Origin of the sequence: Pontitalea aquivivens (genome assembly GCF_046507575.1) — a bacterium.
Taxonomy (GTDB): Bacteria; Pseudomonadota; Alphaproteobacteria; order Rhodobacterales; family Rhodobacteraceae; genus Pontitalea; species Pontitalea aquivivens.
The window spans coordinates 1-11,400 of record NZ_JBKFEY010000044.1 but is presented as its reverse complement, the minus strand read 5'-3'; the positions used below and the strand labels follow the sequence as shown (position 1 = coordinate 11,400).

Sequence of the window (11,400 nt, the reverse complement as noted above, 5' to 3'; positions counted from 1 at the left end):
GTCCAGCCAATGAAGTGCAATAAATTGGTCGACGCGGGACGTCGACAGTTTCTGAGGGGCGGCATGGCCGCCACAGCGGGGGCCGTCGCTGCCACCGTCATGACACCGGAACAGGCCAAAGCGCAGGCACTGGCACGCGTCGATTATCCGGCGAACCGCCTTGCCAACATCGCCGATCTGGTGGTGAACGAACCGATGGACATCTCCTATCCCGATGCGGATAGCCCGGGTGTGCTGCTCAAGCTCGGCCAGGCGGTCGAGGGCGGCGTCGGCCCGGATGGCGATATCGTCGCATTTTCGGTGCTCTGCCCACACAAGGGCTGGCTGATGAGCTATTCCGCCGAGGACATGACGCTGAACTGCCCCGGCCATCATTCCCGCTTCGATTGCGAAGCCGGTGGCCAGCAGATCTGGGGCCATGCGACCAGCAATCTCGCGCAATTTCTGCTGCGGGTCGACGATCAGGGCGACATCCATGCCGAAGGTGTGGACGAGCTGATTTACGGTCGCCTGTCGAACGTTCTGGCATAAGGGAGAGAGAGCAATGGCATACAAGAGACAGATCGACCGGCTGCCGATCATCCCCGCAGATGCAGAGGAATTCAACGTCACCTGCCACTACTGCATCGTGGGTTGCGGCTACAAGGCTTACACTTGGCCGATGAACCGGCAGGGCGGTACGGCTCCGAGCCAGAACAAGTTCGGCGTCGACCTGAGCGAACAGCAATTCATGGAATCCGAGGCGTGGTACGCCCCCTCGATGTACAACGTCGTCCGCCAGAACGGCCGCGACGTGCATCTGGTGGTCAAGCCGGACGCGAATTGCGTCGTGAACTCCGGCCTTGGATCGGTACGCGGCGCGCGGATGGCGGAAAATCGTCCGTCCAAGGTCACCGGCACGCAGCAGCAACGCTTGTCGGACCCGCTGGTGTGGCGCAACGGTGTGTGGCAGCCGACAAGCTGGGACGATGCCCTTGATCTGGTCGCTCGCGTCACCTCGCGCGTGATCACGGAAGGGTCCGAGGATGATCTGGTGGTGTCGGTGTTCGACCATGGCGGCAGCGCAGGTGGTTATGAAAACACCTGGGCGACTGGAAAGCTGTATTTCCAAAGCATGTCGATCAAGAACATCCGCATTCACAACCGGCCTGCCTATAACTCGGAAGTGCATTCCTCGCGCGATATGGGCGTGGATGAGTTGAACAACAGCTACGTGGATTACGAGCTGACCGACACGATCTTTGTCGTCGGTGCCAACCCGATGGAAACGCAGACCAACCTGTATCTGAACCACATGGTCAAGGGAATGCAGTCGGGCGCGAAGTTCATCATGGTCGATCCGCGCCGCACGGTGTCGGTCAGCTCTGCCGAGGCCTATGCCGGCCCTGAGAACGTGCTGCATCTTGCGATCAAGGAAGGCACCGATATCGCGCTTCTGAACGCGATCATGACCGAAATCGTGGATCAGGGCTGGACCGATGCCGAATTCATCGCCAATTCCACGTTCCAGGATGGCGAGGCCGTCGCGCAGGATGCAGCGCATCCTGCCAGTCTGGGGAGCCTCGATCATGCGATGCAGTCGATCCGCATGTCGCTGGACGAAGCCGCAGATATCTGCGGTGTCCCCGCTGCCGATATCGCGAAGGCCGCCGAATGGATCGCGAAGCCTCATGACGACGGCAGCCGCCGCAAGACGACTTCGGCCTATGAAAAAGGCATCATATGGGGCAACGACAACTACCGCGTTGTCGGTGCCATGGTGAATCTCGCGCTGGCGACCGGCAATATTGGCCGCGAGGGTGGGGGTGTCTGCCGCTTGGGAGGCCATCAGGAGGGCTATTTCCGGCCCGATGAATCGGTCGTCGGTCGACCGGCAGAATATGTCGATCAGTTCCTGATCCGGGGTTTGGGCGGTGTGCACCATGTCTGGGCTTGTGACCACCACAAGACCACGATCAACGCCTCCGAGTTCAAGCGGGCCCACAAGCGTCGTAGCGACATGGTCAAGGATGCGATCGACGCCGCCGCGGGCGGAACGCGCGAACAACTGGTTGATGCGATCGTATCTGCGATCAATGCGGGTGGTCTGTTCGTCGTGGATATGGACATCATCCACAGCCAGATCGGCCAGAACGCCCATGTCATCCTGCCCGCTTGTGAATCGAACGAGATGAACCTCACCTCGATGAACGGCGAGCGGCGGCTGCGCCTGTCCGAGAGATACATGGACCCCTACGGCAACTCGCGCCCCGATTGCCTGATCGCTGCCGGGATCGCCCAGAACATGGAGCGCGTTCTGCGCGAAATGGGTATGGACGAGAAGGCCGACAAATTCACAGGCTATGACTGGGCAACCGAGGAAGACGCCTTCATGGACGGCTATGCGAGCAAGCATACCGATGTCAGCTATGACCGCCTGCGGGATGCCGGCAACAACGGCGTGCAGGAACCCGTTGTGGGCTATGAAAACGGCGCGCTTGTTGGCACCGAGCGGCTTTACACCGATGGTGTCTTTACCCGCCACGGGCGCGAAGACGGCAAGGCGTTGTTCTGTGCATCCGGCTGGCGGGGCTGGCAGGCTCCGGGGCGCGCCCGCGAGCAGGCCGAGCACAAGTACTGGATCAACAACGTTCGGGCGAACATCTTCTGGCAGAACCAGTTCCTGGATCAGAAGAACGAGTTCGTGCAAGACCGCTTCCCCTATCCGTTCGTCGAGATGAACCCCGATGACATGGTCGAGGAAGGCGTGAACCCCGGCGACCTGATCGAGATCATCAACACCAACGGCGTGACGCAGGGCATGGTCTATCCGACCGCCACGGCGAAACGCGGACACGTGGCGATGGTCTTTGGCTCTCCGGCCGGTAGCCAGGGCAACGTGACCAACGGTGTGAACGAGCTCAATATCCCTGACTACAAGCACTGCTGGGCCGACATCCGCAAGGTATCAAACGCAACGCATGAAACGGCCGGGATCACGTTCAAATCCAAGGAAATCATGCTGTAAGGCCTGCTGAACAATGACCCGCCCCCCGGTCGTCGGGGGGCGGGTTTTCTGAGGGGGGGTGAAATGACAGCGGCTGTTTCCTGTTCGGCTGGAAAATCCGGCCCAACCTTGTCGGTCGATGCGGCGCGGCTGCGCGCCATCGCCGCCGCCTGTCCAGTTGCCGGGCAAGAGACGCTGCCCATAGATCAGGCGGTCGGTCGTGTGATTGCTGCCCCGATCAGGGCCGCCCACGCGCTGCCGCCTTTCGACAATTCCGCCATGGATGGTTATGCCTTGCGCCTGTCGGATCTAACCGGTGACGGCCCATGGCACCTGCCCGTGTCCGCCCGAATCGCGGCGGGCGACGCGCGCGTCCTCACCCTTGCGGCAGGCACGGCGGCCCGCATCTTCACTGGCGCGCCGGTGCCCTTTGGGGCCGATACTGTTGTGATGCAGGAACGGGTCACGCGGGCCGGAGACATGATATCGCTGAGCGAGCGCCCACGTATGGGTCAAAACATCCGCCGCCAGGGTGAAGATGTGGCCCAGGGCGCACCGGCTTTGGCCGCCGGGCTGGCCCTGACCCCGCCCCGACTTGCGCTGCTGGCCGGTTGTGGCGTGGCGTCTGTCGCCGTGCGCCCCCGTGTGCGCGTCGCCATCTTGTCCACCGGAGATGAACTGTCCGAGCCGGGCAACGCCCTTGGGCCGGGGCAGATCTACAACTCCAACCGAGTGCTTCTGCGCGCAACCCTGTCACGTTTTCCGTGGGTCGACCTGACGGATCTCGGCATCATGCCGGACGATCCCGCCAGCATCCGATCGGCCATCCGTCATGCCGCGCAAACCAATGACATGGTAATTTCCTCGGGCGGCGTATCGGCGGGTGAGGAGGATCACATCCTTGATGCGCTGCGCCTAGAAGCCGCCGAGCTTGACGTGCTCAAGGTCGCGATCCGCCCCGGCAAGCCTCTGACCGTCGGTCGCCTTGGTCAGGCGCTGTATTTCGGACTGCCCGGCAACCCTTACGCTGCCGCCATCACCTTTTCCCAGATCGCGAAGCCCGCTTTGCGCCGGGCTGCAGGGTTGACGGAAGAACCGGACACCTGGCTACCCGCCGTCGCGGGCTTCAACTATGTTCGGGCGACAGGGCGACGGGAATATGTTCCCGTCAGGTGGGATTCCCGCGACGCCTTCGGGCGCCCGGTCTTAGTTCGGCTTGGACAGGGTGCCTCAGCCTCGATGTCGCCCATTGCACTGGCCATGGGGATCGCCGTCATCCCTCCGGAAATCGAAGTGGTCAGACCGGGCCAGTCGCTGACTGTCGAGCCATTGTGCGAATGACGATATACTGGGGCAAATCCTGTCCCGCCGATCCGTCGGGCCACGGCATCTGACCGGACCGGACCTTTCGCCTGAAGAACTTGCAGTCTTGGCGAGTGCTGCGGCCGCAGCGCCCGATCATGGTGGTCTATACCCTTTGCAACTCGTTCATGTCCCCGCCCATCAGCGGGCGGCCTTGGGCGAGGTTTTTGCGAATGCGGCACTTGAGGCTGATCCTGCCGCCGATGCTGCGACACTACAATCTGCGCGGGATCGCGCGATGGCGGGCCCTTGTCTGATCGCGATTCTGGCACATCTGACGTCAGACCACCCCGTCGTCCCCGTAGAGGAGCAATGGATCAGCGTCGGGGCGGGGTTGCAGAACCTGCTGCTGGCCGCTTTGTCACTCGATCTGCATGCCAAGCCGTTGAGCGGCAAGAGAATGCGTTCCAGAGCACTCCGGGACGCCTTTCACTTGTCTGCCGACAGGCATCTGGCCGCCTTTGTTGTTCTCGGTCGCCACAATGGCCCACGAACGGAGAGGCCTAGGCGCAATGCTTCGGAAATCTTGCAGACATGGTGCCCTGACTAGAAATCAGCTTCGCCTCAGGACAAGCAGTGCGATGAGCGAAGCGACACCGATGCCTGCGGTCAGCCAGATAGCGGAAAGCCCCCATGCCGTGAGCGCCGCACCGAAGATGAGTGGGGCCGCCGCTTGCAGGATGCGCGCCGGAGCATTGAGCCAGCCTATCCGCCGCCCGTATCCGGCCGCGCCGAACAGCGCCAGCGGCAGGGTGCCCTTGGCGATGGTGAGGATGCCGTTTCCCGCCCCGTGCAGGAGGGCGAAGGCATAGGCAGCCGGTCCCCCGAAACTCACCAACGCCACGGCGGCCACGGGATGGGCCGCAGCCGCCACGCGGGTCGAGACAAGCGGATGGAACCGCCGCAGCAGGCCGAACTCCAGCACCCGTGCGGCGACCTGCGCCGGGCCGATCAGCGCGCCGGCCGCGATGGCGACCGCCGTACTGGCCCCTGCGGCTTGCAGCAGCCCCGGCAGATGCGCGGCCATGGCGGTCGAGTTGAACCAGGTGGCGGCAAAGACGAAGGCCAGCAGCCAGAGCGCCAGTCGGGATGGTGGCGGACCGTCCTCGACCGGCGTCTCCGGTGTGGTTACCGCCCTAGTGCCCTTTGGCAGCCACGCATTCAGCGGCAAGGCCACGGCCAGATGGATCAGCGCCCATCCGATACAGGCTTCCCGCCAGCCCCATGTCGCCAGCATCAATCCGGAGAGGGGCCAGCCGACAGTGCTCGCGAACCCGGCGATCAGGGTGATCCCGGTGATCGGCCCCCGCGCCTCCTTCCCGTAGATCCCCGCCAGCGTGGCGAACCCCGCCTCGTAAAGCCCGATCCCCATGCCGAGCCCGATGACCGCCCAGCCCGCGAACAGGACAAGCGGTGAGGGCGCCACGGCGAGCAGCCCAAGTCCTGCCGCGAAGACGAGGTTGGACAGCATCAGCACGCCCCGGCCGCCAAAACCGTCGATCCGCGCCCCGGCCCATGGTCCGACCATTGCCGAAACCACCATCGCCATGGAGAACGCGCCGAACACCCAGACCGGCGAAAGGCCGAGGTCGTAGGCCATGGGCACGGCCAGAACGGCAGGGATGTAGTAGCTCGAGGCCCAGCTGACGGTTAGGGAAGAGCCAAGGGCGGCGACGATCAGGCCTCGCCGCGCCGGGGATAGTCTTGGGATCATGATGGGGCTTCGATCAGGAGGGGTGCGGCGAGACAACATGTCTCGCCGCAGGTGTTCATGCCATCTGCGTCCAGAGCTGGAACAGCAGCCCCGATGCGAAAGCGCCAGTCAGGGACAGGCCGATATAGACCGCAAAGACCTGTGGCCGCGCCAGCGCCCAGACCGCCATGGCCGCCGGAATCGAGGTGACGCCACCCGCGACGAGAAAGGCCATTCCTGCCCCCGGCGCCATGCCCTGTTCGATCAGCCCGCCGACCAGCGGCAGAGCGGCATAGCCGTTCAGATAGGCGGGCACGCCCACCAGCGTTGCGGTCACGATGGGCATGAGCCCCTCGCCGCCAAGCGCCGCGGTGACGGTTTCCGCCGGGATCCACGCCAGCATCAGGCTCTCGAGGATGAACGCCAGCGGCCTCACGCAGCACCTTCATGTGCCGCGACATCCGGCTCTGGCTCGCGTCGAGCCTTGCCATCAATTCGCAGACGCAATGCTCGCCCCCATCCCAGAGAAGGGCGAGTGCTGCGCGGCGGGTCGGGTCGCAAATGGCGGTCAGTACATCTTGCATGGGCGGATGATTATGCGCCGCATCGCATATGCGCCTTGATCCATATCAATCCATCCAGTGCATTTTCGTTCATCGCGTAATTTCGCCGGCTATCACGGCCCTCCCATGAACGGCGAGCGTCGCGCTGAACCTTGGACAGCCGAACTGCCGGATGACGTTGAGAACGCGAGCCTCATAGGCCGCCTGCCCGATGAGCCGACACAGGTCTGACGCGTGAAACTGGCGGTTCGAACTCGGTGCAGCCTTGATCTGATCGTGCAGTTCGCGCTCTTTTGGGTCAGGCGTGCGCTGTGGCGTTGGTGCTTCTTTCGGCTGAGCTGCCGTGCCCGGCGCGGTGCGCCACCTGCGCATGAATCCGAGCAAGAAACCCGCCGGAACCTTCTCGTTGCCGCGCGCGCGGTTGAACGCAAGGAAGCGATCCCAGATCACTTGCGTGTCGACATTCCAGCATGGAAGCACGGTCTTCGCTACCTTGATCAAGTCGGCCCAGCAAGTCTGGAACACGTTCGAAACTGCATTAATGTTGATATGTCCGGAGAATACAGTTTTGTTATAATCTTTACTAGATAGTGATGTGTCGTCTCTACCTGACGCGACATCTTCGATCTCGTCTGCTTCATCAAAGGCTGTGAAGCGAAAGAGCCAGGGTGCATACTTGCCATTTGGCTTTTGGCGGGTGAGTTGCAGCTGGGAGGCTTCGAGTTCAGTCAAGAGCACGGTCAGATACTGGCGCGAAACGCCCATTTTTTCTGCGAGTGCAGATAGGGTGAAAGCGGCCGTCCCGCGTGACAGGCCGTTGTAGCCTTCCTTCCAGGCGATGCCATCGAGGATGATCGTTGCCAGCTTATGGGCGGATACGGAAAGCTCTGTCTCTGTGATCCGTCGCAAGATCAGGCCGGTTGTGGGTTCCATGGTCGGTGTCTCCTGAGAGAGCCGAGGCCATGCCGTGAGGTAACAACATTTTTGCCAGCAAAACAACTTTGCTGGTTGCAGAGGTTCGGACAGTGCGCTAGAAAAACCTTGTTCACGGGTTTTTTTCTAGCGCGGCGTCAGGCTTCACGGTCTGGCGTCGTTTCCCTTTTTGGGGTCGGTGCACGGTCTCTGGTGCAGGGTTTATCGGATACGGGCCGGCGCCACGCCGCCCCGCGCAGGGTCAGTAGCGGACCTCTTCGAAGCCGTAGTTTCCCTCGTGGTCTCGCCAGTCAACGAAGACGGAGCGGTAGCTGATCGATCTGCAGTGAACGGGCTCGGGAAGTTGCGATGCTGGTGGAACATCGGCTACGCTCGACCGTGTCCAACGATAGTCGCCTTGCACCCCATATGAACCGAGGCGGGTGCTGTCGTAACGGTTGCAATCGCCATCCCGGTTTTCGCGCTGGCTGAACTGGATGTGATAGACGCGAATGCTGCGAACGAAGTCGAAGGCATCGCCCGAGATGTCGATGTCAGCCTGTTCTTCTGCCTGCACCGGCGAAAAGAGCGGCGGGTCTTGCGGCACGCTGATCTGAGGCTCAGTTCGGAAAGCGATGTCGTAGAGCCGTTCCATCGGCGAAAGCGGGGCAGGGGCGCTGAACGACACTCCCATAGGGCATCGCCAGATCTGTAGGGGCGGCTCGATCGGCCACGGTGTAATCCGCCGAATGAAGACGGCCCGCGCATGGGCGCAAGGCGCAGATGCTGGCCAGCCTCCGGCCAGGCAGAGCAAGATGGCGCAGTCAACCTGGTAGGCTTGCGCCTGCTCGACTGAACCGATGAGGCTCGATACGGTGATAGCAGCGGCGGCTGCCGCGCTTCGGACCCTGTGCTTCATAACGCCGACTCCCACTATAATGGTGCTGCGATACAAAACAACACTAATGATAGCAAGAGGATTTCATCGTAGAGGCTGCGATGCGGTCCCCAAGCCTTGATCGCAGATGACAGCCTGAAGCTATTTGTAGATTCACATCAGCGATCCGAATATGGCTGCTTCTAATGAAGTGGTAGCGGACATGGAACCGGCCAATCCACCGGACGCGTTCTCCATAGCTTGTCACCCAATACTATGATAAACATCATTTTCATGGAGAGTGCGCATGGCCAAGAAAGCGGCCAAAGGGAAGGTCATTTGATGGTTAGTGATGACGGAGAGACAGTGGGCTTGTTTGAGCCACTTATGGTCTCGGAAGGCTCTCCCGCCCGCGCGGGCCTGAATGATCTTGTGCTTGAGCTGGCAGAGAAGTCCGCCGGCTTCCGCAGCGGCTTGCCTGCTTCGATGGCAGAGGCGCTTGCCGATCTCGTGCGGTCGATGAACTGCTACTACAGCAATCTCATCGAGGGGCATGACACCCATCCTATCGACATCGAACGTGCGATGCGGAACGACTACAGCGGCGATCCGAAGAAGCGAAACCTTCAGCTTGAAGCCAAGGCGCATGTCGCCGTTCAAAAATGGATCGACGAAGATGGCATGGCGGAACCGCCGACCGCGCCTGCGTCGATCATCGAACTGCATCGCCGTTTTTGCCAGTTATTGCCGCCTGAGCTTCTCTTCGTCGAGAACCCTAAGACGGGCGAGAAGATCCCGGTTGTGTCCGGCGAATTGCGCACGCGATACGTTGAAGTCGGGCAGCATATCGCCATCAGTCCAGGTGCTGTCCCCCGCTTTCTGGAGCGGATGCACAAGGCCTACAGCCTTCCCGGCAGGATCGAACCGATCCTTGCCGCCGCCTGTGCCCATCATCGGCTTCTCTGGGTGCACCCCTTCCTTGATGGGAATGGTCGCGTTGCCCGCCTCATGTCCTACGCCATGTTGCGCAAAACCCTCGACACGCGCGGCCTGTGGTCAGTGGCGCGCGGGCTTGCCCGGCAGGAGGCAGCATACAAGGAACACCTCGCCGCCTGTGACGGACCCCGCCGTGGCGACCGTGACGGACGCGGCACGCTCAGTGAGGCAGCACTTGCCTCCTTCGCGCAATTCTTCCTGCGCATCTGCATTGACCAGGTGGAGTTCATGGAGAGCCTCATGCGGCCGGGTCGACTGCGTGACCGCATACTGATCTGGGCGGAAGAAGAAATGCGTGCTGGAGCGCTGCCACCAAAAGCCGATACCGTGCTGAAGGCTGTGCTCTATCAGGGGCAGATCGAGCGTGGGGAGGTCGAGACCATTCTTGGCACCAGCGACCGCACTGCGCGGCGGGTGACATCTGCGCTCCTAGAAACGGGCGCGCTGTCATCAGCATCGACCCGTGCGCCGCTGACGCTGGCCTTCCCTGCCAAGTATGCTGGGCGGTGGATGCCGGGGTTGTTTCCAGAACGGGATGAGTGAGAGAATGTCGTGCAGCGCCGTACTCATCAACGAGAGATTTGAGGTAGTCCTTTGATTAATTTCAGAAAAGGAAGCAAAGACGAGTTTGCCAAGCTTCCCCCCGAAGCAGGGTTTGACGACCGCGCTGATATTATCAGGCGGCATCTGGCAGAGGTATTCGGTTCCAAGAACCTGTCTTTTCTCATTGGCTCCGGTTGCTCGTCCTACATGCACGATGGCAATGAGCTTGGCATTCCGACGATGGGACCGCTTGCGGCAGAGTTCCAGGCGACGCTTCAGGGTATGCCGGGTCTCCCCGGTGTCGGTGCCTTTGTCACACCTGCACAACGAGATGCGCTGAAGGACCGGCTTGGCATCGACCTAACGCACGAAACCTTCCAAAAAAACCTTGAGCGCATGATGGAAGTCCTGATGACAGCGCAGCAGTTTTGCAGGACGAGTGCAAAGGGTGAGTTTCAGGAAGCCCTTGAAACTGTCGAGCCGGTCATCGCGGGCGTCAAAAAGTTCATCCTTCAGAAATGCACCGAGGGACGTTTTGCCCACGGCGATGAAACAATCGTGACGGTTTACCGGCGCTTCTATCAGTCGCTGGCGACTCGATCTCGTGGCCTCGCGCCGCCTTGGGTTTTCACCACCAACTACGACTTGTTCAACGAGCGGGCAATGGACCGATCTGGCATCCCCTATTCAAACGGGTTTGCGGGCACGGTTGAGCGCCGCTTCAACCCTTCCACATACCGCCGCGCCCTGGCCGAGCAGCTCGATATTTCGTCAAAAAGATGGGCGGCGGTGGATGGATATGTGCATTTCTGCAAGCTCCACGGGTCTGTAAACTGGACGGAAGAGGGGACGGGTCTTTTCCCAATCCGGGAGTCTGCTGACAAGCTCGACCCTGCCAAGGATCGCGTCATGATCTATCCGACGCCCTCGAAGCAGACGGCGAGTTTTGGCTCGCCCTACTCGGACATGTTCCGTGAGTTTCAGCGCCAGATCGTTCAAGACCAAAGCGTCCTTTTCGTGATGGGCTTCAGCTTTGGCGACGAGCACATTAACAACATTATTTTTCAAGGGCTGACCCTCCCAGGCTTCCGCCTGATCGCGTTCCTCAATCCTGACGACGCCAACAATCCGGTGACTAAAGAGCTCGCAGCACTAGGAGACCCGAGGATTTCCTTCATCTGGGGCAGCGACGAGGAGACGGGGAAGAAGGCGCACTACTTCGACAGTATCGTGCAGGACTTGATGCCAACGAGCGCTGACCAGAAAGAAGAACAGGCTATCGAAAAAGTCTTCAAGAAGCTGCTTTTCAAGCAGCAGGGGGTAGTGTCCCATCGGGTGGTGTAGGAGGCCGCGCGCGGAGCCTTTGGCGTAGCGCAGCGCGCGGCCGGGCTGGTGGCCACCGCGCTTCTTCGTAGTCTGAGGTTGTTCAAAGACCGATGACAACGAAGGAGAGCACGATGACCGAGAC

General features: G+C 61.2%; 9 protein-coding genes and 2 pseudogenes. 6 read left to right on the top strand and 5 right to left on the bottom strand.

Features of this window, described 5'->3' with window-relative positions; genetic code table 11:
- From ACK8OU_RS19255 to ACK8OU_RS19240, 4 genes are all read left to right on the top strand, one after another.
- On the top strand, positions 1–531 hold a 531-nt coding region (locus tag ACK8OU_RS19255), incomplete at its 5' end, for an arsenate reductase (azurin) small subunit (protein ID WP_410304960.1).
- A gap of 13 nt (positions 532–544) precedes the next feature.
- On the top strand, positions 545–3,007 hold the full coding sequence (locus tag ACK8OU_RS19250) for an arsenate reductase (azurin) large subunit (RefSeq protein ID WP_410304959.1): 2,463 nt from the start codon (positions 545–547) through the stop codon (positions 3,005–3,007).
- Between the two features lie 63 nt (positions 3,008–3,070).
- Positions 3,071–4,327 (top strand): molybdopterin molybdotransferase MoeA, encoded by a 1,257-nt coding sequence (locus ACK8OU_RS19245; protein ID WP_410304958.1) that lies wholly within the window; start codon positions 3,071–3,073, stop codon positions 4,325–4,327.
- Positions 4,305–4,898, top strand: a complete 594-nt coding sequence (locus ACK8OU_RS19240) for a nitroreductase family protein (RefSeq protein ID WP_410304961.1) — start codon at positions 4,305–4,307, stop codon at positions 4,896–4,898. Before ACK8OU_RS19245 ends, ACK8OU_RS19240 begins: the two co-directional genes overlap by 23 nt.
- A 3-nt stretch (positions 4,899–4,901) precedes the next feature.
- Here the strand turns inward: ACK8OU_RS19240 and ACK8OU_RS19235 are convergent, their stop codons facing one another.
- The 5 genes and pseudogenes from ACK8OU_RS19235 to ACK8OU_RS19215 form a co-directional block, all read right to left on the bottom strand.
- Positions 4,902–5,948, bottom strand: a complete 1,047-nt coding sequence (locus tag ACK8OU_RS19235) for an MFS transporter (protein ID WP_458524361.1) — start codon at positions 5,946–5,948, stop codon at positions 4,902–4,904.
- A gap of 169 nt (positions 5,949–6,117) precedes the next feature.
- Positions 6,118–6,468 (bottom strand): annotated as a pseudogene (locus tag ACK8OU_RS19230) (permease); the annotation flags it as partial.
- Positions 6,469–6,529: 61 nt separating this feature from the next.
- Positions 6,530–6,625, bottom strand: a pseudogene (locus ACK8OU_RS19225) (transcriptional regulator); the annotation flags it as partial.
- Between the two features lie 69 nt (positions 6,626–6,694).
- Positions 6,695–7,537, bottom strand: coding sequence for a hypothetical protein (locus tag ACK8OU_RS19220; RefSeq protein WP_410304956.1), 843 nt, complete (start codon positions 7,535–7,537; stop codon positions 6,695–6,697).
- 241 nt (positions 7,538–7,778) lie between these two features.
- On the bottom strand, positions 7,779–8,171 hold the full coding sequence (locus ACK8OU_RS19215; RefSeq protein ID WP_410304955.1) for a hypothetical protein: 393 nt from the start codon (positions 8,169–8,171) through the stop codon (positions 7,779–7,781).
- A gap of 498 nt (positions 8,172–8,669) precedes the next feature.
- Between ACK8OU_RS19215 and ACK8OU_RS19210 the strand changes: the two genes are divergently transcribed.
- Both ACK8OU_RS19210 and ACK8OU_RS19205 read left to right on the top strand, forming a co-directional pair.
- Positions 8,670–9,932, top strand: coding sequence for a Fic family protein (locus ACK8OU_RS19210; protein WP_410304954.1), 1,263 nt, complete (start codon positions 8,670–8,672; stop codon positions 9,930–9,932).
- A 51-nt stretch (positions 9,933–9,983) separates the two neighbouring features.
- Positions 9,984–11,276, top strand: coding sequence for an SIR2 family protein (locus ACK8OU_RS19205; RefSeq protein WP_410304953.1), 1,293 nt, complete (start codon positions 9,984–9,986; stop codon positions 11,274–11,276).
- The last annotated feature ends 124 nt before the right edge of the window (positions 11,277–11,400 follow it).

Coding starts and splice junctions, on each gene's coding strand:
- ACK8OU_RS19250 (WP_410304959.1), top strand. CDS start 545: ATGGCATACAAGAGACAGATCGACCGGCTGCCGATCATCCCCGCAGAT.
- ACK8OU_RS19245 (WP_410304958.1), top strand. CDS start 3,071: ATGACAGCGGCTGTTTCCTGTTCGGCTGGAAAATCCGGCCCAACCTTG.
- ACK8OU_RS19235 (WP_458524361.1), bottom strand. CDS start 5,948: ATGGCCTACGACCTCGGCCTTTCGCCGGTCTGGGTGTTCGGCGCGTTC.
- ACK8OU_RS19220 (WP_410304956.1), bottom strand. CDS start 7,537: ATGGAACCCACAACCGGCCTGATCTTGCGACGGATCACAGAGACAGAG.
- ACK8OU_RS19215 (WP_410304955.1), bottom strand. CDS start 8,171: ATGGAACGGCTCTACGACATCGCTTTCCGAACTGAGCCTCAGATCAGC.
- ACK8OU_RS19210 (WP_410304954.1), top strand. CDS start 8,670: ATGATAAACATCATTTTCATGGAGAGTGCGCATGGCCAAGAAAGCGGC.